The 22,393-nt window shown below is 67.4% G+C and carries 21 protein-coding genes and 1 pseudogene; 8 read left to right on the top strand and 14 right to left on the bottom strand.

Annotated features, from left to right (window positions below; translation table 11 throughout):
• Window positions 1-18: 18 nt before the first annotated feature.
• The gene (locus SY91_RS21605; protein ID WP_023476829.1) at window positions 19-942 is read right to left on the bottom strand and encodes a LysR family transcriptional regulator; all 924 of its coding nucleotides are present in this window, start codon (window positions 940-942) and stop codon (window positions 19-21) included.
• A 316-nt stretch (window positions 943-1,258) separates the two neighbouring features.
• Here SY91_RS21605 and SY91_RS21600 point away from each other — a divergent pair, with 316 nt between their 5' ends.
• Window positions 1,259-1,633 (top strand): hypothetical protein, encoded by a 375-nt coding sequence (locus tag SY91_RS21600; protein WP_006478812.1) that lies wholly within the window; start codon window positions 1,259-1,261, stop codon window positions 1,631-1,633.
• 102 nt (window positions 1,634-1,735) lie between these two features.
• On the opposite strand, the gene SY91_RS21595 is transcribed toward SY91_RS21600, so the two are convergent.
• The 3 genes from SY91_RS21595 to SY91_RS21585 all read right to left on the bottom strand — a co-directional run bounded on the left by SY91_RS21595 (window position 1,736) and on the right by SY91_RS21585 (window position 3,992).
• Complete coding sequence (locus SY91_RS21595) at window positions 1,736-2,494, bottom strand: SDR family oxidoreductase (RefSeq protein ID WP_023476830.1); 759 nt, start codon at window positions 2,492-2,494, stop codon at window positions 1,736-1,738.
• Window positions 2,495-2,644: 150 nt separating this feature from the next.
• Window positions 2,645-3,016, bottom strand: coding sequence for a hypothetical protein (locus SY91_RS21590; RefSeq protein ID WP_050766473.1), 372 nt, complete (start codon window positions 3,014-3,016; stop codon window positions 2,645-2,647).
• A gap of 34 nt (window positions 3,017-3,050) precedes the next feature.
• Window positions 3,051-3,992, bottom strand: coding sequence for a LysR family transcriptional regulator (locus SY91_RS21585; RefSeq protein ID WP_023476832.1), 942 nt, complete (start codon window positions 3,990-3,992; stop codon window positions 3,051-3,053).
• Between the two features lie 166 nt (window positions 3,993-4,158).
• On the opposite strand from SY91_RS21585, the gene SY91_RS21580 reads away from it, so the two are divergent.
• Window positions 4,159-5,373: an FAD-dependent monooxygenase gene (locus SY91_RS21580; RefSeq protein WP_023476833.1), complete on the top strand. Its 1,215-nt coding sequence runs from the start codon at window positions 4,159-4,161 to the stop codon at window positions 5,371-5,373.
• A 96-nt stretch (window positions 5,374-5,469) separates the two neighbouring features.
• Here the strand turns inward: SY91_RS21580 and SY91_RS21575 are convergent, their stop codons facing one another.
• Both SY91_RS21575 and SY91_RS21570 read right to left on the bottom strand, forming a co-directional pair.
• A complete protein-coding gene (locus tag SY91_RS21575; RefSeq protein ID WP_023476834.1) occupies window positions 5,470-6,423 on the bottom strand; it encodes an alpha/beta hydrolase in 954 nt (317 codons plus the stop codon).
• Between the two features lie 61 nt (window positions 6,424-6,484).
• Window positions 6,485-7,582, bottom strand: a complete 1,098-nt coding sequence (locus tag SY91_RS21570) for an OpgC domain-containing protein (protein ID WP_006478818.1) — start codon at window positions 7,580-7,582, stop codon at window positions 6,485-6,487.
• A 381-nt stretch (window positions 7,583-7,963) separates the two neighbouring features.
• On the opposite strand from SY91_RS21570, the gene SY91_RS21565 reads away from it, so the two are divergent.
• Window positions 7,964-9,118, top strand: a complete 1,155-nt coding sequence (locus tag SY91_RS21565; protein ID WP_023476835.1) for a porin — start codon at window positions 7,964-7,966, stop codon at window positions 9,116-9,118.
• Window positions 9,119-9,161: 43 nt separating this feature from the next.
• On the opposite strand, the gene SY91_RS21560 is transcribed toward SY91_RS21565, so the two are convergent.
• The gene (locus tag SY91_RS21560) at window positions 9,162-10,073 is read right to left on the bottom strand and encodes a LysR family transcriptional regulator (RefSeq protein ID WP_023476836.1); all 912 of its coding nucleotides are present in this window, start codon (window positions 10,071-10,073) and stop codon (window positions 9,162-9,164) included.
• A gap of 140 nt (window positions 10,074-10,213) precedes the next feature.
• Between SY91_RS21560 and SY91_RS21555 the strand changes: the two genes are divergently transcribed.
• Both SY91_RS21555 and SY91_RS21550 read left to right on the top strand, forming a co-directional pair.
• A complete protein-coding gene (locus SY91_RS21555) occupies window positions 10,214-11,215 on the top strand; it encodes an aldo/keto reductase (protein WP_043887846.1) in 1,002 nt (333 codons plus the stop codon).
• Window positions 11,216-11,348: 133 nt separating this feature from the next.
• Window positions 11,349-12,089 (top strand): sulfite exporter TauE/SafE family protein, encoded by a 741-nt coding sequence (locus SY91_RS21550; protein WP_023476837.1) that lies wholly within the window; start codon window positions 11,349-11,351, stop codon window positions 12,087-12,089.
• A gap of 83 nt (window positions 12,090-12,172) precedes the next feature.
• Here the strand turns inward: SY91_RS21550 and SY91_RS21545 are convergent.
• From SY91_RS21545 to SY91_RS21535, 3 genes and pseudogenes are all read right to left on the bottom strand, one after another.
• Window positions 12,173-14,343 (bottom strand): annotated as a pseudogene (locus SY91_RS21545) (hypothetical protein).
• Window positions 14,344-14,855: 512 nt separating this feature from the next.
• Window positions 14,856-15,242, bottom strand: a complete 387-nt coding sequence (locus tag SY91_RS21540) for an ester cyclase (RefSeq protein ID WP_011547519.1) — start codon at window positions 15,240-15,242, stop codon at window positions 14,856-14,858.
• A 46-nt stretch (window positions 15,243-15,288) separates the two neighbouring features.
• A complete protein-coding gene (locus SY91_RS21535; RefSeq protein WP_006478826.1) occupies window positions 15,289-16,185 on the bottom strand; it encodes a LysR substrate-binding domain-containing protein in 897 nt (298 codons plus the stop codon).
• 499 nt (window positions 16,186-16,684) lie between these two features.
• Between SY91_RS21535 and SY91_RS21530 the strand changes: the two genes are divergently transcribed.
• The 3 genes from SY91_RS21530 (at window position 16,685) to SY91_RS21520 (ending at window position 19,640) form a co-directional block, all read left to right on the top strand.
• Window positions 16,685-17,554 carry a peptidoglycan DD-metalloendopeptidase family protein gene (locus tag SY91_RS21530; protein WP_006478827.1) on the top strand — a complete coding sequence of 290 codons (870 nt, stop codon included), beginning with the start codon at window positions 16,685-16,687 and terminating at the stop codon, window positions 17,552-17,554.
• Between the two features lie 208 nt (window positions 17,555-17,762).
• On the top strand, window positions 17,763-18,662 hold the full coding sequence (bla, locus tag SY91_RS21525; protein ID WP_124592069.1) for a class A beta-lactamase: 900 nt from the start codon (window positions 17,763-17,765) through the stop codon (window positions 18,660-18,662).
• Between the two features lie 105 nt (window positions 18,663-18,767).
• Complete coding sequence (locus tag SY91_RS21520) at window positions 18,768-19,640, top strand: LysR substrate-binding domain-containing protein (RefSeq protein ID WP_006478829.1); 873 nt, start codon at window positions 18,768-18,770, stop codon at window positions 19,638-19,640.
• Window positions 19,641-19,661: 21 nt separating this feature from the next.
• Here SY91_RS21520 and SY91_RS21515 read toward each other — a convergent pair whose 3' ends face one another.
• The 4 genes from SY91_RS21515 to SY91_RS21500 form a co-directional block, all read right to left on the bottom strand.
• Window positions 19,662-19,994, bottom strand: a complete 333-nt coding sequence (locus tag SY91_RS21515; protein WP_006478830.1) for a hypothetical protein — start codon at window positions 19,992-19,994, stop codon at window positions 19,662-19,664.
• 330 nt (window positions 19,995-20,324) lie between these two features.
• Entirely contained in the window at window positions 20,325-20,579 is a 255-nt protein-coding gene (locus SY91_RS21510) for a GlsB/YeaQ/YmgE family stress response membrane protein (protein ID WP_006478831.1), read from the bottom strand.
• A 126-nt stretch (window positions 20,580-20,705) separates the two neighbouring features.
• A complete protein-coding gene (locus tag SY91_RS21505) occupies window positions 20,706-21,482 on the bottom strand; it encodes an ABC transporter ATP-binding protein (RefSeq protein WP_185921363.1) in 777 nt (258 codons plus the stop codon).
• Entirely contained in the window at window positions 21,479-22,393 is a 915-nt protein-coding gene (locus SY91_RS21500) for an ABC transporter ATP-binding protein (RefSeq protein WP_034174737.1), read from the bottom strand. The genes SY91_RS21505 and SY91_RS21500 overlap by 4 nt, the downstream gene beginning before the upstream one ends.

Raw genomic sequence — 22,393 nt, 5'->3', positions numbered from 1 at the left:
GTACGTGATCCGGCGGAATCAGGCCGCGGCAAGCTGCATCGCGGTGCGCTCGGGCGTGCGATAGTGATCGACCACGTAGTCGATGAAGCTGCGCACTTTCGTGGACAGATAATTGCGGCTCGGGTAGAGGATCGATACGCGGCGCGGGCCGCCGTTCACGTCGTAGCGTTCGAGAATCGGCACCAGGGCGCCGCTCGCGAGATCGTCGGCGACGAGCGGATGCGGCAATTGCGCGATGCCCATGTGATTGAGTGCCGCGATCCGCACCATCGTGTTGCTGGTCGACGCCAGCGCATTGCCGGTATAGATGCGCGACGAACCGTCGACATCCGAGAACTCCCAGTTGCGCGCGGCGCCGTTCGACACCGTCAGCAGGCAGTGCGTATTCAGTTCGACCGGCTCGACCGGCGTGCCGTGGCGCGCGAGGTAGTCGGGAGAGGCGACGATCACGTCGCGCACGCTCGTCAAGGTGCGCGACACGAAGGTCGAGTTGACCAGGCGCTGATCGTCACAGAAGCACACGTCGTAGCCGCCTTCCACCATGTCGACCTGTATATCGAAGGTCGTCACGTCGAATCGCACGCGCGGATGCTCGATGCGATACGTGGACAGCAGCGCGCCAAGCCCGGCCGCCACCGAGGTTGCCGACGCGGCGATGCGCAGCGTACCGTGCGGATCGCGATTGACCTGCGCGAGATTCGATTCGATTTCGTCGAGCTTCTCGATGATCGTGCGGCAGCCGTCGAGATATTCGCGGCCTGTCTCGGTGAGCGACAGGCTGCGCGTGGTCCGGTTCAACAGGCGCATGTTCAGATGGGCCTCGAGCATGCCGACGCTGCGCGTGACCGCGGCGGCCGACATGCCGAGCTGACGTGCGGCGAGACTGAAGCTCGATAACTCGACCACGCGCGTGAAGACACGCATCGCTTGCAGTTGGTTCATGATCGGCGAGGAATGGAGTTGCCGGAAATGGGGGGGCGCGTCCGTCTTCAGCGGGCTACGTCGACGCATCGCGCCGCGCCTGCCGGGGCGGGCAGCGAATTCATTATGGAAGGCACGCGGGTGGGGGGCGCTAAAAAAACAGCGCTGGCCGGATGAAATTTCGTTTAGAAAACGGTGGAGCCCGACGGCCGATGCCGCGGCGCGTTTTCTGAAAAATTTCTAAAAAAAGATTCATGCGCGGATCACAAATCTTCAGGCGGCAGACGGGTAACGAGATCGATAATGGGATCACGTAACCGCGGCAAGGACGACAGAAATGGCACAACCGTTGAGCATCAAGATGATCGAGGAGCGCGGCAAGCTCGTCGTGCTGATGTCGATCGAACGGGGCGCGGCAGTGCTCGATCCGGAAGATGTGGATGCCGTCATCCAGTATTTGAGTTTGCTGCGCGCGTCGATGCAGCCTGCGGTGCCGGAACGTCCGCCGCACGCGCAGCAGTTCGTGACGGAAATGGATCCTTGCTGGTATGCCGAACGCCATCCGCTGGAGGGCGGCGTGGTGCTGTTGATGCGCCATAGCGGGCTCGGCTGGGCAAGCTTCGCACTCCCGCCGCACAGCCTCGAACGGTTGCACGGTTCGCTGACGCAATTGCTCGAGGACGAGTGGCAGGCGATCAGCCTGCCTCACTGAAGCTGCTGCCCGCACGCGCCGGCATTCGGCGTCGTCGCCACGGAGCGGTTCGATGGCGGCCCAGGCGTGAATGCTGCCGTCCGGCGCTGGCCGCGACGCGCGCTATCCGCGCCCGACGAACGGCATCGCGGTCGCCATGATCGTCATGGTGAGAATGTTGGTGTCGAGCGGCAGATTCGCCATCTGGACGATCGCGTTCGCGACATGCGCGACGTCCATCCGCGCTTCGGGCGCCAGGCTACCGTCCGCTTGCGGGACGCCTTGCGTCATCCGTTCCGTGAGCGCGGTGGCCGCGTTGCCGATGTCGATCTGGCCGCACGCGATGTTGTACCGGCGGCCGTCGAGCGCCAGCGACTTCGTGATCCCGGTCACCGCGTGCTTGGTGGCCGTGTACGCGATCGTATCGGGGCGCGGTGCGTGCGCCGAGATCGAGCCGTTGTTGATGATTCGGCCGCCCTGCGGCGTCTGCGTTTTCATCAGCCGCCATGCGGCCCGCGCGCACAGAAAGACGCCGGTCAGGTTCGTCGCGACGACGCTGTTCCACACGTCGAGTTCGTATTCGTCGAGGGACACGACCGGCGCGTTGCGGCCGGCGTTGTTGAACAGGACGTCGAGCCGGCCGAACCGTTGCGCGATCTGCGCGAACGCGCGGTCGACCGATGCTTCGTCGGTGACGTCGACGGGAAACACCTGCGCGTCGCCGCCGGCGGCGCGGATCGCGTCCTGCGTTTCGCTCAACGACGCCTCCGTGCGTCCGAGCAGCGCGACGGTGAAGCCGGCCTGGGCGAGCGCGATGGCCGCGGCGCGACCGATGCCGGAGCCGGCGCCCGTGACGGCGGCGAATTTCTTCGAGACAGACATGGCTGGTTTTCCTGCGGGTTGGGTGAGGGGCGGCCGACGATGGCCGATGTCATCGCCACTTCGGCAATGTAGTCGAAATGCGCGACGTGCCTGTTGATGCCGAGCCGCGAAGCGCGATTGACCGCGCGACACGCTCTCGCGATCGGTCGACTATACCGCCGTGGCGTTTGGCGCGCCCGGCAGTAAATCGATCCGGCCTCGCTTCAGGCATTGTGGCCAGGTCGCCGCCACGCCGTTGTGCGCGACGATGACGAAGTTCGTGAATGCGCGATCGGAGACGAGCATCTGCCCTTTGCCGATGTGTTCGCCGATAAAAGCGATCGCGGGCTCGATCGGCAGAAAATCGCCGATCTTACGACGAACGTGGATCACGACGTCCGCGGAACCGATCGTCGACAGCATCTTCCAGAGAAGGTCGCGATCGACGCTGCCAGTCGACAGCAAATGGATCCATTCGCATTTGACCAGATCCACGTCGGGACGATGTTTGAGATAGAGCGCATGCACGCGTCTGGGATTCATCGACTCGGTTCTCCGTGTCAGGCGATCGCCATGATCATTTCCGCCGGGCGGCGGCCTTTCGCGTTCGCGCACCGGTTTCCGCAAACAACTCGACCACGACATCGCGCAGCCACCGGTTGCCTTCGTCCTGATTGACCCGCGTGTGCCACAGCATATGGATCGGCGCACCGGGCAGCGTGACGGGCAGCGCACGCCAGCCGAGCGAGAACGGCGCGGCGAGCTGCAGCGCGAGATGCTCGGGCACCGTCGCGATCAGGTCGGTGCGCTGCAGGATGTAGCCCACGCTCATGAAATGCGGCACCGTCAGCCGCACCTGGCGCTTCACGCGGCGCCGCGTCAGCCATTCGTCCACTTGCCCGTGCCCGGTGCCGGCCGACACCACGACCAGATGTTCGGCGTCGCGCCACGTGTCGACCGTCAGCGGCGCCCCCTCGAGCGGGTGCCCGCGCCGGAACAGGCACACGTAGCGCTGATCGAACAGCCGGCGCTGATAGAACCCGCCCTTCAGTTGCGGCAGCAGGCCGATCGCGAGATCGACGCGGCCGTCGGCCATTTCGTCGCCGAGGTTGACGTTCGTGTTGCGTACGGTGTTGAGCGCGATGCCCGGCGCCGACCGCGACAGGTGTTCGAGCAGCGCGGGCAGGAATACGACCTCGCCGATATCCGTCATGCCGATGGTCAGCGTGCGCGTGGCGTGCAGCGGATCGAAGCCGGTCTCGGGGTTCAGCGCGGCGTGCAGCGTCGCGAGTGCATGCGACACGGGTTCGGCGAGACGCAGCGCGAACGGTGTCGGCACGACGCCGCCAGGGCCGCGCACGAACAGAGGATCGCCGAGCCGGCGGCGCAGCTTCGCGAGCGCGTTGCTGACGCCCGGCTGGCTCATGTTCATCTGCTCGGCGACGCTCGACACGCGCCGTTCGTGCATCAGCCGCTGGAAAAGCACCAGCAGGTTGAGGTCGATATCGCTCAGTTCCATGGGGTTTGCACGGCCCGGTTCATTGCATTCAGTGATGAAGCAGATTCATTTCATTTTATTGCTGGATGAAACTCCACTCATGAAAATACCGATACGACGCATGCCTTCGACATGACCGCCGCGTACGCCGAATCCCCCACCTATCCCTATCGGAGACACCTTCATCATGCAGACGGATCTGAAGATCGCGATCGTCGGCGCCGGCATCGGCGGCCTGACCCTCGCGCTTGCATTGCGCGAGCACGGCATCGACGCGCAACTCTACGAGCAGACCCATGAATTGCGCGAAGTCGGCGCGGCCGTCGCGCTGTCGGCCAATGCGACGCGCTTCTACGAACGCATGGGCTTGCGCGCGGCTTTCGATGCGGTATGCGCGGACATCCCGGGGCTCGTCTATCGCGACGGGCGCAGCGGCGCGGTGATCGGCCATCATCGCGGCGAACCCGACTATCGGCGGCAATTCGGTGGCGCGTACTGGGGCGTGCATCGGGCGGATCTGCAGGCCGTGCTGTCGACGGCGGTCGGTCCCGGCTGCCTCCATCTCGGCCATCGACTGGTCGATCTCGCGCAGCACGCCGATCACGTGACGCTGTCGTTCGACAATGGCACGCAGGTCGACGCCGATCTCGTGATCGGTGCGGACGGCGCGCGCTCGATCACGCGACGCTGGATGCTCGGCTACGACGATGCGCTGTATTCGGGCTGCTCGGGCTTTCGCGGCGTGGTGCCGGCCGCGCGCCTGGATCTGTTGCCCGATCCCGACACGATCCAGTTCTGGGTCGGGCCGCACGGGCATCTGCTGCACTATCCGATCGGCGACGACGGTGACCAGAATTTCCTGCTGGTCGAGCGGCATCCGTCACCGTGGCCGTCACGCGATTGGGTCGTGCCGGCCGAGGAAGGCGAGCAACTGCGCGCATTCCGGAGCTGGCATCCGGCGGTGGTGCAGATGATCACGGCCGTGCCGATCAGCCAGCGCTGGGCGCTGTTCCATCGTCCACCGCTCGGCCGCTGGAGCCGCGGGCGCGTGACGCTGCTCGGCGACGCCGCGCACGCGCTGGTGCCGCACCATGGGCAGGGCGCGAATCAGTCGATCGAGGATGCGGTGGTATTGGCCGCGCAATTGGCCAAGGCCGGCCCTGGAAATTGGCGCGAGGCGCAGGAAGCCTACGAGCGGCTGCGTCGCGGCCGGACGCGCAAGGTGCAATACGCGTCGATCTCGGCGGCCGACATGCTGCATCTTCCCGACGGGCCGGCCGCGCAGGCACGCGACGCGCGTCTGGCCGACCGCGATCGCGTGCTGCATCACCTGGACTGGATTCACGATTTCGATGCGCTCGATGCGGAGCCGAGCGAGCGGCAGGGCGGGACGTGGCTGTGAGCGGCGGGCGGCGCGCCGGGCAGGGCGGCCATCGACGGCGGTCAGCCGGTTACCGACCCGCCAGCCCGAAGCGGTCGGCGCAACGGGCGCCGGCCGTCACTTCACACACTCCAGCGCATACTTCAACCCCTGCCCGAGCAACCCGCGCCACACGTCCCACGTATGCCCGCCGTCGACGATCCGCAGCTCGGCCGGGTTCTGCGCACGGCGCAGGTGCGTGTACAGCACGCTCGATTCCGCCTGGATCGTCAGGTCGTCGTCGCCGGCCGCGATGAACATCGGCACGCGCCAGCTGCGCGCGAAATAGCCGCGCAGCAGCGCCGGGTAATTGAGTTCGTGCCACACGCGTGAATCGAACTGCCGGTCGCCGAACACGCCGACGTAGCGCGCGGCGGAATTGAGCGGCGGTTCGTTCGCATAGATCGCGGGGCTCAGCAGCATCGCGCCGCAGAACAGCCCCGGTTCGAGCAGCGAGAAGCGCAGTGCGCCGAAGCCGCCCATCGACACGCCGCCGATCGCGCGGCCCGCGCGCTGGTTCGACACCGCGAAGTGCGCTTCGACTTCCGGCAGCAGGTCGTTGAGAAACGCGCTCTGCATCTTCTCCTTGCGATCGACGTACCAGTCGGTGCCGCCCTGCGGCATCACGATCACGACGGGCGGGATGTCGTGGCGCTCGATCAGCGTGTCGGCGGTGGCCTGCAGCCGGCCCTGCGTGACCCAGTCGTTCGCGTTGCCCGCGTTGCCGTGCAGCAGGTACATCACCGGGTAGCGCGCGCCTTCGGAGTTGTAGCCGGGCGGCAGATAGACCGTGTACGACCAGTCGCGCTTCAGCGACGCCGAGCGGAACGTGCGCAGCACGACGCTGCTGCCCGGATTGACGGACGGCTCCTGCGCGGCGGACGGGGTCGTCGCCGTCTGGACGGCCGGCGGCGCGGGCGAGGCCGCCGGCGCGGCAGCCAGCCCCTGTGCCGGCGGCGTGGCATGGGCGGTGGCGATGGCGCCGGCGATCAGGGCGAGGGCGAAAGCGAGCGGAAGGGCGAGTCGGCGCATGGCGAATCGTTTCAGGAGAGGCGCCGGCTATCGTAGCAGCGGCGCGTGACGGCGCGGCGCGTCATGGCCGCGAACGGAACGGCAGCCGCGCGACGAGCGGCCCGTAGAGTTTGGCGACGAGATACAGCAGCCCGATCGCGACGGCGTCGGCGGTCAGGCCGAGCGGCACGTCGAGATAGCCTTCGGTCGCCTGGTAGAGCAGCGAATCGACCGCGAGCGAGATGCCGGTGCCCGCGACGAAGCACAGCAGCCCCTGCCGGCCGATCGTGCCGATCCACGGCATCGCGTGCGCGACCTTCTTCATCCAGCCGAGGTGCACGAGCTTGGCGGCGAGCCACGCGATCGCGAGGAAGTTCACGAGCCGCAGCGCGCCGAGGTTCTGCTTGATCGACGGATCGGTCGGGAACGGTTCGATGCGCAGCCGGTAGTACGCGCCGGCCGCGACGATCGCGAGCGACGCGGCCGTCAGCAGCCAGCCCTGCGGCCGGGGCGCGAGCGTCTGGTAGACGGGCTGGCAGCGCGCGATCACGCCGAGCACGAACAGGAACTGCCACGCGAACGGGTTGAAATCCCACGGCGCGCCTTCGACGGTCGGCAAGAAGCGCGCGACGTGCGGCGCCGCGTACCACAGCGATCCGCTGAACGCGAGCATCAGCCACGGCTGCGTGCGGGCGAGCGGCAGCGCGAGCGGGACGAGCAGCGCGAAGAACGCGTACATCGGCAGCACCGACGCGAGGTACGGCTGGCGGCGGAACAGCAGGATGTCGCGCAGCGCGGCGAGCGGCTTGTGCAGCAGCCCGTCGAGGTCGTTGGTCGGCATGTTCGGGCCGTCGATCGCGAACGCGTTCAGCGCGGCGGTGATCAGCAGCATCAGGCCGGCCGTCACGAGGAACGCCCGGTAGATCTCGAACGCACGCCGGATGAAGCGCTGGCGCGCGGCGGCCTCGTCGTGCCGCTCGGCGAGCGAGTTGTACGCGATGGCGGTCGCGAAGCCCCCGAGGAACACGAACACCTCGGCCGCGTCGCACAGCGCGTACGCGTGCAGCGTGACGCGCGACAGGATGCTGCCGCCGATGTGGTCGACGACGATGACGAGCAGCACGAGGCCGCGGAAGAAATCGAGCTCGGCGTAGCGGCCGGCCCGGGCCGGCGCGGTCATCGGAACGCCTTCCGGCGCGGGCCGCGGGCACGGCCGGCACGCGCCGCGCGGGTGTCGGGGTGAAGCATGACTTCGTGAAGAAATGGCGAACGGATGCGCATTGTGCCACCGATGCGACGCTCATCGGGTTTACTCGGATGGCGGGCCGGCCTGCCGCTGCCGACAAGCCCGGTCAGGCGGTCGGCACAACCGGGCAGTTGGACGAGCGCAACGCTTTGCACGCGACGCCCCGTACCCGATGGACGGACGATTTGCGACGTGACACCATTTTGTCCTCACGCGGCCGCACACCGCGTCGTCCGCCCTGCGGGCCACACATACAACAGCTCAAACATTCGCCGGGCGTTCGGCCTGCCCGGCCCTCGGCTCCGGAGATCCGTCATGAAGCACCCCGTCATTTTTGCCGCCGCGCTCGCTGCCTTCGCCGCGCCGGCCTTTGCCGAGACCAGCGTGACGCTGTACGGCGTGATCGACGAAGGCTTCAATTACACGAACAACGTCAACGTCAATGGGGTCGGAAAGACCAATTACCAGCTCGCGAGCGGCTATGCGCAGGGCAGCCGCTGGGGCCTGAAGGGCAGCGAGGATCTCGGCGGCGGGCTGAAGGCGGTCTTCACGCTGGAAAACGGTTTCGACGTGAATAACGGCCGGCTCGGCCAGGGCGGCCGCATGTTCGGCCGTCAGGCGTTCGTCGGGCTGTCCGAGTCGCGCTTCGGCACGCTGACCTTCGGCCGCCAGTACGATGCGGTCGTCGACTATCTCGCGCCGCTGACCGCGAACGGCAACTGGGGCGGCACGCTGTTCTCGCACCCGTTCGACAACGACAACACGGACAACTCGTTCCGCGTCAACAACACGGTCAAGTACGCGAGCGCCGACTGGAACGGCCTGACGTTCGGCGGCACGTACAGCTTCAGCAACAGCACGGGCTTCTCGAACAACCGCCAGTACAGCATCGGCGCGCAGTATTCGCTGGCCGGGCTGCAGGTCGCGGCCGCGTACCTGCAGGCGAACAACCCGGGCATCGGCAGCGCGGGCGCGATCGCGGCCGACGACGCGAACTTCGTCGCCGACCGGCTGCGCATCTTCGGCGGCGGCGTCAATTACACGTTCGGCCCGGCGACGGTCGGCGTCGTCTACACGAAGACCGACGTGAAGAACCCGGTATCGACGGTCTACCTGCCTGCGTCGACGTTCGCCGGTCTCGGGCTGACCGCGACGAAGTTCCAGAACTTCGAAATCAACGGCAAGTACCAGCTCACGCCCGATTTCTATCTCGGTGCGCAATACGTATACACGGACGGCAAGTACGATGCCGCGGCCGGTTCGTTCAAGCCGAAGTACCACACGGTCGGCCTGATGGCCGACTACAGCCTGTCGAAGCGCACCGACGTGTACCTGCAGGGCGCGTGGCAGAAGGTGGGCGGCGACAAGACGGGCACGGCGGCCGATGGCGGCTATGTCGTCGGGACGGACGGCCCGTCGGCGTCGTCGAACCAGTTCTCGGTGCGCGCCGCGATCCGCCACAAGTTCTGACCGGGCGCCGGGGCCGGGGCCGAACGCCCCGGCACGGCCGCCATCAGTCCGTCCGGTGCATGCCGCCGAGCGTTTCCGCGAGCCAGTCGACGAAGATCCGCACGCGCGGCGCGAGATGCCGGCCGGTCGGGAACACCACCGACACGGGCAGCGGCGCCGCGTTCCATTCCGGCAGCACCTCGACCAGCGAGCCGTCGGCGAGCAGCGGCGCGAGCCCGTCGCGCGGCGCCTGGATCAGCCCGAGGCCCGCGAGGCAGCACGCGAGATACGCCTGCGAGCTGTTGACCGACACGACGCTGTGCATCTTCACCGCGCGCAGCTCGCCCGAATCCATGTCCGCATATTCCCAGTCCAGCTCGCGGCCCGTGCGGCTCGAAAAATAACCGACCGCGACGTGGTCCGGCAGCTCGTCCGGCGAGCGCGGCGTGCCGTGGCGCGCGAGATAGGCGGGCGACGCGCAGTTGATCTGGGCCATCTCGCCGACGCGCCGCGCGACGAGCGACGTGTCGGACAGCACGCCGACCCGCACCGCGCAATCGATGCCGTCGGCCACGAGGTCGACGAAGCGGTCGGTCGTGCTGATCACGACGCGCAGGTCGGGGTAGCGCGCGTGGAAATCCGGCAGCGCCGGAATCACCTGGTTCAGCGCGAAACGCTCGGGCAGGTCGACGCGGATCACGCCGCGCGGCGACGCGCCGGCATCCTCGAACAGCGTTTCCACATCGTCGAGATCGGCCAGCAACCGCACGCAGCGCTCGTAGTAGGTCGCGCCCTCGGCGGTCAGCGCGACGCGCCGCGTCGTGCGTTGCAGCAGGCGGATCTTCAGGTGCTTTTCCAGATACTGGACGGCGTTGCTGACCGTCGGGCGCGGCAACTGGAGTTGCTCGGCCGCTTTCGTGAAGCTGCCCAGATGGGCGACGCGCGCGAAGGTGCGCATTGCTTGCAGATGGTCCATGCGGGGGCGGGAGCGTGGCGATTGGAACAGGCTCCATTGTTAATCATCGTCGAATGAATTGGTTGGGGGTTTCGCGTTTATCGTGCGCCGCGATGCGTTCAGAATCCGGTTGATTCAGTCAACACCGCAAGGACACGGACATGGACAAGCATCGACTGGGCCGCACGGGCCCGCAGGTTTCGGCGATCGGGCTCGGCTGCATGGGGATGTCGGACTTTTACGGGCCGGCGGATCGCGACGAAAGCATCGCGACGCTGCACGCGGCGCTCGACCACGGCATCACGCTGCTCGATACCGGCGACTTCTACGGGATGGGCGACAACGAGATGCTGATCCGCGACGCGCTGCGCGGCCGCACGCGCGACCAGGTGCTGATCAGCGTGAAGTTCGGCGCGCTGCGCGATCCGGCCGGCGGGTTCGCCGGCTACGACGCGCGGCCCGCGGCGATCCGGAACTTCGTCGCGTATTCGCTGAAGCGGCTCGGCACCGACTACCTCGACATCTACCGGCCGGCACGCGTCGATCCGGCCGTGCCGATCGAGGAAACGGTCGGCGCGATCGCCGATCTCGTGAAGGCCGGGTACGTGCGTCATATCGGGCTGTCGGAAGTCGGTGCGGACACGATCCGCCGCGCGGCCGCCGTCGCGCCGATCGTCGATCTGCAGATCGAATACTCGCTGCTGTCGCGAGGGATCGAGGCGGACATCCTGCCCGCGTGCCGCGAACTCGGGATCGGTGTGACGGCGTACGGCGTGCTGTCGCGCGGGTTGCTCGGCGGCGGCTGGAGCGCGGCGCGGCAGGGCGAGCGCGATTTCCGCGCGGCCAGCCCGCGTTTCCAGGGCGAGAACCTCGCGCACAACCTCGCGCTGGTCGATGCGCTACGCGCGATCGCGGACGAGAAGCGCAGCAATCCGGCGCAGGTCGCGATCGCGTGGGTGCTGTCGCGCGGCGCAGACATCGTGCCGCTGGTCGGCGCGCGCAAGCGCACGCAACTGCAGGACGGTTTGCTGGCGACCAAATTGCAACTAACGGTCGATGACCTCGAACGCATCGAAGCGGCGGTTCCCGCCGGGGCGGCGGCCGGCGAGCGTTATCCGGCCGCGCAGATGGCGCACCTCGACAGCGAGCACGGCCGGGGGTGATCCACGGGGCCGGATCGCCGGGGCCTGACAGCCCCGGCCGACCGGCCCGAGCCAGCCTCAGGCAAAGCCAGATGGCGGGCGGCAGGGCGGGCAGGCACCATCGGCGCCGTACTCAACGGACGGAACGCCCGCCATGCACATTCATACGCTGACGATCGTCGTACTGGTTTTCCTGTTGGCCGGTGCGGTGAAGGGGATGATCGGGCTCGGGCTGCCGACGATCGCGATGGGGCTGCTGACGCTCGCGATGCCGCCGTCGGCCGCGGCGAGCCTGCTGCTCGTGCCGTCGCTCGTCACCAACGTGTGGCAGTTGTGGCTCGGTCCGTCGTTCGGTGCATTGCTGCGCCGGCTGTGGCCGCTGCTCGCCGGCCTGACGGTCGGCACGCTGACGGGCGGATTGCCGGCGCTCGCGGCCGGCAGCACGTGGACGCACGCGGCGCTCGGCGTCGTGCTGGTGCTTTACGGGCTGTGGGGGCTGGCGGCGGCGCGGCTGCCCGCGCCGGGGCGCCATGAAAAATGGGTGTCGGCCGGGGTCGGCTACCTGACGGGCGTCGTGACGGCCGCGACCGGCGTGTTCGTCGTACCGGCGGTGCCGTACCTGCAGGCGCTGAGTCTGTCGAAGGACGATCTGATCCAGGCGCTCGGGCTGTCGTTTACCGCGTCGACGATCGTGCTCGCCCTGCAATTGCGCGTAACGGGCGCATTGCAGACCGTCGATCTCGGCGTGTCGGCGCTCGCGCTCGTGCCCGCGCTGGCGGGGATGGCCGGCGGCCAATATGCGCGGCGCGTGATGAGCGAGAAGCTGTTCAAGCGTTGCTTCTTCATCGGGCTGATCGCGCTCGGCGCGTATATGGCGGGGTCGGGGTGGCGGTGAACGTGCCTCCGGCCGCCGAATGATCCCGAAGCCGGTTTCGGCGACCGGCTTCGGGAACGGTCACGGCATCGCGTTCGCGCCGCTCACGCCGGATCGGCGTACCGCAGCGTCCAGCCGACCGTGCGGGTCGCACCCGCGCCGAGCGCGAACGGCTTCGTCGTGCACGCGAAGTTCGAATGCAACTGCCCGATCGGCGTCGTCGACAGCGGATTCGTCGTGCCGTTCGCCGTGTCGAAGGCGGACAGCGCGCAGTTGTCGAACCCGGACGCCGCATAGCCGGTCGCGGCGCTGTTCGCGTACGTCACCGATACGCCGTCGCCGTTGGCCTGCGTCGACGCGAAATCCGCGAACGACGTGAAGTCCGTCTCGATCGCGAGGTTGCCGGCGAGCGTGCCCGAACTCAGCGTATCGCTGCGCGACACCGTGCCGTGCGCGAAGGTCAGCACCGTGTGCACCTGCAGGTCGAGATCCGTCGTGTACGCGGCGTTCTTCGACGCGAGGCGGAACTTCGTCGTATCGAACGACACGATCACCTGGCCGTTGCTCTGCTGCACGTTCAGGTTCCTGTAGTACGTGACGGGAATGTAGGTCTTCGCGTTGTACGTCACCTGCGGCACCAGCAGCGCATAGCCGAGGTCGGTCGTGCCGTAGATCAGCTTGTCGGAGAACGGCACCGGGTAATACGGCGTGTACGAGTCGTAGTCGGGCGCCTGGCTGAGGTTCAGGTTGATCACGCGCCGGCCGTCGCGCACGGTGAGCAGCGCGGCGCTGTACGGATGCGCGGCGTCGCCCGGCTGGTTGTACCAGGTGAGCGTGTAGCGCGGCAGCGCGTCGAGCCACGCGCGGTAGTCCGCATCGGCCATCGGCGCCTGTCCGCCGAAGCCGAGCTTGTTCCACCATGCGTTCACGTACAGGTACTGGTGCAGCAGGCTGAAGTTCTCGCCCATCACGCGCGGCTTGCCGCGATAGGTGTCGGTGCCGCGGCCCTTGACCCACATGTTCACCGACGGCGTCGGCAGCGACGGGTCGTACCAGTACGTGTCGAAACGACGCGCGGCCTGGTAGATGAATGCATACGCAACCTGTTTCTCGCGATCGGTCAGCACGCCGGCATTGGCCGCGGCCGTCAGCACTTCCATGAACGCGGAATCGCCGTACGGGCCGATCGAGCGGCCGTAGTTGAAGCCCTGGCCGTCGGCGTTCAGCTGCGGCAGGATCAGGTCGGCCGACTTGCGCAGATAGCCCTTCAGCTCCGGCGTGAGGTTTGCTTCGTTGCCCATCTCGAACGTGCGCTCGACCACTTCGCCGATCAGCAGCGTGCTGTAGCGGTCGAAGCGCGCCTGGTCGTAATAGGTCGTGTGCGTGTTCGATGCTTCGTCGGAGAACCCGCCCGACGAGTCGTTGCGGATGTGGTTCGTCAGCGTGTACAGCAGCGCGTCGCGCGCGCTCATCGCGGCGACCGCCGGATCGGTCTTCGATGCGAACGACGGGCTGCTCCAGCCGAGCTTCTGGCGCAGCCCGGCAATGCCGTAGGACACCGCGTAGTAGTTCTGCGCGGTGTTGAGCGACGCGATGTCGATCGGCGTGCCGGCCGCCGGGCACGTACTGGTCTTGCCGCTCGCATCCGGGCCGAACATGTCGCAGAAGGTGAGCCGCTGCTGCAGCGTCGCGAGCATCGCGTCGCTGAAGACTTCGTTGAGCATCCCGTGCGCCTTCAGGTTGTTCAGCGCGACGAGGTAGTAGTACTCGCCCCACGACGTGTTCGCATACGTGTAGTTGCTGCCCGACTGCGCCATCATCGCGGTCGTGATCGTCTGGTACGTCGCGAGGTAGCTCGCGTATTGCGGGTCGTTCTTCGACTTCATGTCGATCAGGATGTACGACAGGCCGAGCGCGAGCTTGCCGGGCAGGAATTTGTCGCCGGTGTTCGTGTCGAGCACGTGGACGGGCGTGCCGTCGCCGAGATCCATCACGACCTGCGTGAAATCGGGCGATTTCCGGATCAGGTCGAACAGCGCGCGCATCTGGCCCATCATCGTGGCCGGGATGTTCGTGCCGGCCGGCACGCTGGTGTCGGGCGCGCCATAGACGAGCGCCTGCAGCGAGTTCGACGCGAGCGTGGGCGTGGCGGGCGTGGTCGACGAGGGGGCGACGACGGCGTGTCGGTCACGTCGTTGCCGCCGCACGCGCTGACGAACACGACGGAAAGGGCGCTGAGCGCGGCGCCGAGCGCGAATCTGCTGCGAGGATGCATGGTGTCTCCAGTTTTGAATAGTGATGAAGCACGGGCACGTGTGGCCGATGCCGCGCTCGATGCCCGTACCCGGCCACCGCCTTGCAACCCTGATCCCTGAAGGCGGACGGCCTGAATCGCAAATCGAGCAGGCAAGCGTTCCCCCTGCGCGGGCCGTGACTGGCGTCGCGCTCGAGCATTGGAAAACGTTTTCCAAATTTAGGCATCCATCCGCGTGATGTCAATGAAGTTTCACATCGGATACGCCGGTAGAAACCCGAATGTCGGGAGCGGAGGGTGCGAGAGGGTGCGGAGGGGAAATCGGCCTTATGCGAAAATCGCGGGGATTTTCGTTGACGATCGAATGATCATCGGGTGAGGGAAATCGTGCTTTGAAGCGGCGGCCGGAGCGTGACATGGAAACGGATTCTCGATACGTAAGGAGAGAAAACGTTATCCATAAGAATCGAAGTGCATTCAGGTATTCCTGACCACCGGCCGCCGCGCGCGACGCCGCGCCGTTTCGACGACGTTCAAAGCTGCTTCTCGATCGCCGCCTTGTCGATCACCGACCACACCTGGCGGATCTTGCCTTCGTGAAACTCGTAGAACACGTTCTCGGCGAACGTGACCTTGCGGCCGTCGACGGCGAGCCCCATGAACGTCCCCTTCGGCGAACACGCGAAGCGAAGGCGACACGCGACACGCGGCGGCTCGCACACGAGCAGCCGGATGTCGAAGCGCAGATCGGGAATGTCGCGGAAGTCCTGTTCCAGCATCGCGCGGTAACCGGCGAGGCCGAGCGGCCGGTCGTTGTGGATCACGTCGTCGGACACGTACTCGCCGAGCGCCGTCCAGTCCTGCCGGTTCAGGCAGTCGATATACGCGCGATAGCGGGTGGCGAGATCGGTATCGGTCATGGTCATGCCTCCGTATGTCGATGGGGCGACGCGAATGCGGCGCGCGTCAGCGCGGCGGTGCGCCGCCGGACAGGAACGCGACGAACTCGCGCGTGTACTTCGGCAGCGCGTCGAACGACCGCGCGCAGAGCGTCAGTTTCCGATGGCTCCACGGATCGGACAGCTCGACGAGCCGCACGTCCATCGTGAGCATCGCGCGCTCGGCCGCATGCCGCGACACGATGCCGATGCCCACGCCGCTCGCGATCACGCGGCAGATCGCGTCGAAGCTCTTCAACTGCACGCGATAACGAATCCGCTTGCCGATCGCACGCGCCTGATCGGCGAGATGCACCTGCAGCGCGCTGCCGTCGGTGAGGCCGATGAAGTCTTCGTCGGCGATGTCGTCGAACGCGACCTTGTCGTGCGACGCGAGCGGATGCGCGGCCGGCACGACGACGATCAGCCAGTCTTCGCGGAACGGCTGCTGTTCGAGCCCGCCGAGCCCGACCGAATCGGCGACGATGCCGACCTCGGCCGTCTTGTTGCGGATCGCATGCACGATCTCCTGGCTCGAGCGTTCCTCGACGCTGATCGACAGCTTCGGATGGCTCGGCAGGTAATCGGCCAGGGCGTCGGGCAGGTATTCGCTGAGCGACGCGGTGTTGCACAGCAGCCGGATATGGCCGCGCAGCCCCTGGCCGTATTGCTGCAGTTCGCCACGCATGTGATCGATCTGCTGCAGCACGGTGCGCGCGTGGTGTTCGAGCGCGCGGCCCGCATCGGTGACTTGCGCGCCCGCCTTGGTCCGGTGCAGCAGCGGCACGCCGAGTTCGTCCTCCATCCCGCGAATGCGTTCGCTCGCGGCCTGCAGCGTGATGTGCGTGCGTTCGGCGCCGTTCGTGATCGTGCCGGCTTCGCAGATGTTCAGGAAGAGGCGCAGGTCGGTCAGGTCGAAGCGCATGATGGGCGGAGCGATGGGTGGGGATGGCCGATAAGTTAGCAGGAACCGCCGCGCCGGTCTCAGGGGCAGCTTGAGGCCTGGTTCGTCGCTTCCGCATTTTCGGGGTGCGATCGGCGGCCGATGATGGACGCACATCAACCGGGGAGCCTGTCATGCGGATCGATTCGTCATGGGGCGTGTCGTTCAAGATCGCGTTGCATCTGCTGTTCCTGTGCATTGGCATCGCGTGGGCCGCAGCCGAAATCGTCGCATGGTTGCGGTGAATGTCGCGGATCGCGCCTATTGAAACCAGCGGGCCATAGTTTTTGACGACGAAAATTCTTCCGTTTTCCAGCGAAAAGACCATCAAGTTTTTCCGGATCGGACCGTATTACCGGTAGCGAATGCCGGCCGGCATCCGGTCCGTGATCGTTTGTCATCATTGTTTGCATCCGGTTACACGTCGGCCGTTCCGTTTTTGAGATGCTTGAAAGATTGTCAAACCGGAGTCGGATCGTCCATGAAAACGCGCGAGATTCACCCTAAGGCGGCGTGGCTGTCGGGCCTGGCCGCCGTGCTCGTCATGGCCGGTTGTGCAAGTACGCAGTCCGTTCCGCCGAGCGACACGCTGGCGGGAAAACCCGCTGATACGAGCCCGCCTGCCGCGCAGTTGGCTGCGCCGATGCCGGCCGCACCGATTCTCGTCGCGCAAAAGTACGTCGTGAAACGCGGTGACACGCTGACGGGCATCGCCTCCGCGAACGATTGCAGCGTGGCCGACTTGCGCACCTGGAACAAGCTGGCCGCGAACGGCAGGCTGCGCATGGGGCAGGTACTGCGCATCGTCAAGCAGCAGCCGCTGCCACCCGCGGGCGCGGCCGGCACGCAGATTGTCGCGAGTAATGGCGCGGCGAGTAGTCAGGGCAACTCGCAGACCACCGCGCAGGCCACTTCGCAGGCCGGCGCATCGACCGCGAGCGATCGCCAGGTCGTCAAGGAAACGAAGCGCCATGCGGGCGGCGTCGCGCTCAAGTGGCCGGCAACCGGCAAGATCGTCGACGGGTTCAAGCCCGGACAGAACCGCGGCATCCAGATCGCCGGCCGGCCGGGCGATCCGGTTCGCGCCGCGGCCGACGGCCGCGTGATGTACGCGGGCACCGGCCTGAACGATTACGGCAGCCTGATCATCGTCCAGCACAACGCGGACTTCCTGACCGCCTATGCGCACAACCGCAAGCTGCTCGTGAAGACGGGCGACATCGTGCATCAGGGCGACGCGATCGCCGAGATGGGCGACCTCGACAACTCGCGCGTCGCGCTGCTGTTCGAGGTGCGACGCGACGGCAAGCCGGTGAATCCGATGCCGTACCTGCCTTCGTCGCAAGGGTGAAGCGCGGCCGTTTCGCTGGAACGCGACGGCGGTCGCTGCTACGCTAAGGTTTGTTCATGCGAATCCCGCTATCGCGGGGCCGACGGGCGTCTTCGGGGAAGCGCGGCAAATGCCGTCGCGGGCCGGCCGTCGGCGTGAACGGTCGCGCATCGCCGATGCGCGGCCGCGTTGCTTCGCGCCACCGTTTCCGACAGAACAGATCTCATTCATGGAACACTCTTCGACCCGCCGCTCGCTGTTGCTTGCCGCAGTGGCCGCGCCGTTCGTCGCCGCGTGCACGTCCGCGCCGGTCGCCGACCAGGGGCGCGCCCATACCGCCCAGGCCGAACTCGCCGCACTCGAAAAAGCCTCGAACGGGCGGCTCGGCGTCGCCGCGCTCGATACGTCGAACGGCGTGCGCATCGCGCACCATGCGCGCGAACGCTTCCCGCTGTGCGGCACGTATGCGGTCATGGCCGCCGCCGCGATGCTCGCGCGCGGCTCGCTCGACGCGTCGCTGCTGCCGCGCCGTATCCTGTACCGCCGCTATGAAATCGTGTCGGGCTCGCCGATTACGGAAAGCCACGTCGACACCGGCATGACGATCGCGCAACTGTGCGCGGCGATGCTGCAGTCGGGCGACAAGGGCGCGGGCAACCTGCTGATGGGCGTGCTCGGCGGCCCGCAGGCCGTCACGGCGTTCGCGCGCGAAAGCGGCGACACCAGCTTCCGCCTCGATCACTGGGAGCCCGAGCTGAACAAGGCCGCGCCCGGCGACGAGCGCGACACGTCGACACCGGTCGCGATGGTCGACACGCTGCAGCGGCTGCTGCTCGGCGACACGCTGCGCGAACCGCAGCGCGCGCAACTGACGGAATGGATGGCGGGCGGCGCACGCGCGGCGACCGGCATCGCGGCGGGCGTGCCGCCCGGCTGGCGCGTCGCCGACAAGGCCGGCACCGGCGGCTACGGCACGACGACCGACATCGCGGTGCTGTGGCCGCCGTCGCGCGCGCCGATCGTGATGGCCGTGTCGTTCACGCAGCCGGACGCCGCTGCCGCGGCGCGCGCGGACGTCGTCGCGTCGGCGGCGCGCATCGCGGCGGGCGCGCTCACCGCGACCGCCTGAACCCCGGCGTCTCGCGCAAAACCGGCGTTTGGCTTATCGTGTCGGTCAGCGCGCGCCGACGCCGGCGCGCGGTCCTTCCGCGCCGTTTTCCGTTTCCCGTTCGCCATGCGCCGACTTCCGCCCCTGCACGCGCTGCAGATCTTCTCGACGGTGGCTCGCCACCGCAGCTTCACGCGCGCGGCCGAGCAGCTGTGCCTCACGCAGGGCGCGGTGAGCCGGCAGATCCAGACGCTCGAGGCGCATTACGGGTTTCCGCTGTTCAAGCGGCATGCGAAGGGCCTCACGCTGACGGCGGAAGGCGAGCAACTGTTGCCGGTGGTCGACGAGAGCTTCGCGCGGATCGAGGACATCTCGATGAAGCTCACGCGGCAGCGCACCGATCTCGCGCTGAAGGTGCCGACCTGCGTGATGCGCTGGATGCTGCCGCGCATCATGCGCTTCCAGGGCGAACACCCCGATCTCCACGTGCAGATCACGACCGCGTGGCAGCACGTCGTCGATTTCTCGAGCGAACCGTTCGATGCGGCGATCGTCTACGGGACGTCGCCGGGCCCCGGCGTCGTCGCGCTGCCGCTGTTCGACGAACGGCTGACACCCGTGTGCGCGCCCGAGTTGCGGCAGGCGTCGCCGCTCGGCGCGGTCGGCGATCTCGCGCGCCACACGCTGCTGCATCCGACGCGCGACCACCGCGACTGGCGTGCATGGCTCGACCATGCGGGCGAGCGCGGCGTCGATCCCGCGCGCGGCCCGACGTTCGACACGCTCGATCTCGCGACGAACGCGGCGATGCAGGGCTTCGGCGTCGCGATCGGCGACGTGACGCTCGTCGACGACGACGTCAGCGCGCGCCGGCTCGAACGGCCGTTCGACATCGTGCTCGAAACCGGCGCACGCTACTTCTTTGTCTACCCCGAGAACCTCGGCAGCCAGCAGAAGATCCGCGCGTTCAGCGACTGGATCGCGCGCCATCGCGACTGACGCGCGGCGCCGCGGCGGACTTTACTGGTAGGTCACGACGGCGATCATCGGTGCATGGTCGTTGCCCGGGCGGTCAGGTAAAACGATTGCGCGCGAGGCCTGCGTGAAGAGCGCCGTCTTCAGCGAACGCTGTGTCGCCGCGTCGACGAACGCGATCTGGCCGGCGGCCGGGCGCGGGCAGTCGGGGCGCACGTGTGCCTGGGTCGCATTGGCCGTGTCGAGCGCGAACGAGCAGGGTGGCTCGACGATCATGCCGGAGAAGTAAATGATGCCGGACGCGCCGGCGGCAAACGACGAGGACGAGGCCAGAAGCGAGGCAGCCAGGGCGAACGAGGCGAACACACGATGCTTCATGACAGGCTCCAGAGAGGAAGCGCGTCGCAGCGGGGCCGCTCGGGTGGCAGTCCGTCAACGCTACGATGCTATCTGCGTAAACGGCAAAACCATCGGACCTCTTGAATCAAAAAACGAAAATATCGGTAATAAGCAAATGACCGCGTGGTGCTTCAACCAATGTAGGCCGGATCTGCGCATCCGCAAGTCGGGGAAACGCCGGGCGGCATAAGATCGCATGACGAACGATCGCCGTAATCGTTGTGCCGGCAACGGTTTGCATCGTCCGGAAAGCAAAACGGCCGCTCGTGAATGAGCGGCCGTCTTGCCGTGAAGCGGGGCGTACGGTATTCAGCCCGCGCGCTTGCGGATCGCACCCACGACGACGAGCAGCACGATCGCACCGATGATCGACGCGATCCAGCCGGCGCCCTGGCCCGGCGCATACCAGCCGGCGGCGCGGCCGACATAGCCGGCCACCAGCGAGCCGACGACGCCGAGCACGACGGTCATCAGGATGCCCATCTTGTCGTCGCCCGGCTTGAGTGCGCGGGCGAGGAGGCCGACGATGAGCCCGACCACCAGGGTTTCGATGAATTGCAGCATGAATGCCTCCCTATAGCTGTGCTGTTGACGAAAGGAAGTTGACCCGTGCGATGCACGAGGGTTCCATGCGGCGGCAAGCCGGCGCGTGGCGTGCGCAGTATCGCATGCGTTCGCGTCCGGCGGATGTCACTTGGCAGGCGCGTCGGCAACCGGGTCGAGGCGGCGATAGCCTTCTGTCGCATTCAGCAGCGTACGCGTGTAGTCGCGTGCGACCTGCCCGGCCCGCACGTCCTCGATTCGCAACTGCTCGACGATCTCGCCGTGCTGCATCACCGCGACGCGCTGGCACAGGAAGCCGATCACCGCGAGGTTGTGGCTGACGAGGATCATTGTCAGGTTGCGTTCGCGATGCAGGCGGCGCAGCAGGTTCAGGATCTCGGCCTGCACCGACACGTCGAGCGCGGACGTCGGCTCGTCGAGCAGCAGCACGCGCGGCTCGACGATCAGCGCGCGCGCGATCGCCACGCGTTGCCGCTGGCCGCCCGACAACTGGTGCGGATAGCGGAAGCGGAACGCGGGGCTGAGGCCGACCTCGGCGAGCGCGCGGGCGATCCGCGCATCGGCGTCGCCGATCGCATGGATCGACAGCGGCTCGCGCAGCGTCTGGTCGACCGTGAAGCGCGGATGCAGCGACGCGTACGGGTCCTGGAACACCATCTGCACGTGCCGGCGGAACGCGCGATCGGGCGTGCCGCCGACCGGACGGCCATCGATCGACAGACTGCCGGACGCGAGCGGCACGAGGCCCGTCAGCGCACGCAGCAGCGTCGACTTGCCGGAGCCCGATTCGCCGACCAGCCCGAACACTTCGCCGTCGCGCACCGCGAAGCTCGCGTCGCGCACGGCATCGACGTGACCCGTGCGGGTCGGGAAACGGATCGATACGTGATCGACGTCGATCATCGTGCGGCCTCCTGAGGCAGGTGAGAGGCGGGCTCGGGCGCGGCGGCGTCGAGCCACGCCGGATCGCGCCGCAGCACCGGCAACTCGTCGGGCGGGTTCGCGAGCGGCGGGTTCGCCGCGAGCAGCCCGCGCGTATAGGGATGCGTCGCATCGCGCAAGTCGCGCGCGGCGCAGGTTTCGACCACGCGGCCCGCATACATCACCGCGACGCGATCGCAGAACGACATCACGAGCGGCAGGTCGTGGCTGATGAACATCAGGCCCGTGTCGTGCCGCGCGATCATCGCGTCGAGCACCGCGAGCACCTGCATCGACACCGCAACGTCGAGCGCGGAGGTCGGCTCGTCGGCGATCAGGAGGCGCGGGCCGGTCGACACCATCATCGCGATCATCACGCGCTGGCCCATGCCGCCCGACAGCTCGTGCGGATACGCATCGGCGACGCGCGCCGGGTCGCGGATCTGCACGGCCGCGAGCGCGTCGACGATCCGCTCGCGCAGCGCGCGGCCGCGCAAGCCGGGCTCGTGCCGCCGGAATGCTTCGCCCATCTGCTTCGCGACGGTCATCACCGGGTTCAGCGAATACTTCGGGTCCTGCAGGATCATTCCCATCTGGCTGCCGCACAGGCGCCGGCGTTCGCTCGCGGACATCGCGAGCAGATCCTGGCCCGCGAAGCGCATCGTGCGCGCCGACCAGCGCGCGGCGTCGGGCAGCAGGCCGAGCAGCGCGCGGCCCGTCAGCGACTTGCCGGAGCCCGATTCGCCGACGATGCCGAGACGTTCGCCGGGCGCGAGCGTCAGCGACAGGTCGCGCACCGCGTCGGTGACGACGCCGTCGTGCCCGCGAAAGCCGATCTTCAGGCCGTCGATCTCGCAGAGCGGCGCGGGCGCGGGGGTGGAATGCATCGGCAT

The sequence above is a fragment of the Burkholderia cenocepacia genome (genome assembly GCF_014211915.1).
Classification (GTDB): Bacteria; Pseudomonadota; Gammaproteobacteria; order Burkholderiales; family Burkholderiaceae; genus Burkholderia; species Burkholderia orbicola.
Note: the sequence above shows the minus strand (reverse complement) of the source record. Positions and strands in the feature narration are given on the sequence as shown.

Bases quoted from the DNA above. Each gene is read 5' to 3' on its own strand.
- SY91_RS21605 (WP_023476829.1), bottom strand. From the start codon at position 942: ATGAACCAACTGCAAGCGATGCGTGTCTTCACGCGCGTGGTCGAGTTA.
- SY91_RS21600 (WP_006478812.1), top strand. From the start codon at position 1,259: ATGGCACAACCGTTGAGCATCAAGATGATCGAGGAGCGCGGCAAGCTC.
- SY91_RS21595 (WP_023476830.1), bottom strand. From the start codon at position 2,494: ATGTCTGTCTCGAAGAAATTCGCCGCCGTCACGGGCGCCGGCTCCGGC.
- SY91_RS21590 (WP_050766473.1), bottom strand. From the start codon at position 3,016: ATGAATCCCAGACGCGTGCATGCGCTCTATCTCAAACATCGTCCCGAC.
- SY91_RS21585 (WP_023476832.1), bottom strand. From the start codon at position 3,992: ATGGAACTGAGCGATATCGACCTCAACCTGCTGGTGCTTTTCCAGCGG.
- SY91_RS21580 (WP_023476833.1), top strand. From the start codon at position 4,159: ATGCAGACGGATCTGAAGATCGCGATCGTCGGCGCCGGCATCGGCGGC.
- SY91_RS21575 (WP_023476834.1), bottom strand. From the start codon at position 6,423: ATGCGCCGACTCGCCCTTCCGCTCGCTTTCGCCCTCGCCCTGATCGCC.
- SY91_RS21570 (WP_006478818.1), bottom strand. From the start codon at position 7,582: ATGACCGCGCCGGCCCGGGCCGGCCGCTACGCCGAGCTCGATTTCTTC.
- SY91_RS21565 (WP_023476835.1), top strand. From the start codon at position 7,964: ATGAAGCACCCCGTCATTTTTGCCGCCGCGCTCGCTGCCTTCGCCGCG.
- SY91_RS21560 (WP_023476836.1), bottom strand. From the start codon at position 10,073: ATGGACCATCTGCAAGCAATGCGCACCTTCGCGCGCGTCGCCCATCTG.
- SY91_RS21555 (WP_043887846.1), top strand. From the start codon at position 10,214: ATGGACAAGCATCGACTGGGCCGCACGGGCCCGCAGGTTTCGGCGATC.
- SY91_RS21550 (WP_023476837.1), top strand. From the start codon at position 11,349: ATGCACATTCATACGCTGACGATCGTCGTACTGGTTTTCCTGTTGGCC.
- SY91_RS21540 (WP_011547519.1), bottom strand. From the start codon at position 15,242: ATGACCGATACCGATCTCGCCACCCGCTATCGCGCGTATATCGACTGC.
- SY91_RS21535 (WP_006478826.1), bottom strand. From the start codon at position 16,185: ATGCGCTTCGACCTGACCGACCTGCGCCTCTTCCTGAACATCTGCGAA.
- SY91_RS21530 (WP_006478827.1), top strand. From the start codon at position 16,685: ATGAAAACGCGCGAGATTCACCCTAAGGCGGCGTGGCTGTCGGGCCTG.
- bla (WP_124592069.1), top strand. From the start codon at position 17,763: ATGGAACACTCTTCGACCCGCCGCTCGCTGTTGCTTGCCGCAGTGGCC.
- SY91_RS21520 (WP_006478829.1), top strand. From the start codon at position 18,768: ATGCGCCGACTTCCGCCCCTGCACGCGCTGCAGATCTTCTCGACGGTG.
- SY91_RS21515 (WP_006478830.1), bottom strand. From the start codon at position 19,994: ATGAAGCATCGTGTGTTCGCCTCGTTCGCCCTGGCTGCCTCGCTTCTG.
- SY91_RS21510 (WP_006478831.1), bottom strand. From the start codon at position 20,579: ATGCTGCAATTCATCGAAACCCTGGTGGTCGGGCTCATCGTCGGCCTC.
- SY91_RS21505 (WP_185921363.1), bottom strand. From the start codon at position 21,482: ATGATCGACGTCGATCACGTATCGATCCGTTTCCCGACCCGCACGGGT.
- SY91_RS21500 (WP_034174737.1), bottom strand. From the start codon at position 22,393: ATGCCGATGCATTCCACCCCCGCGCCCGCGCCGCTCTGCGAGATCGAC.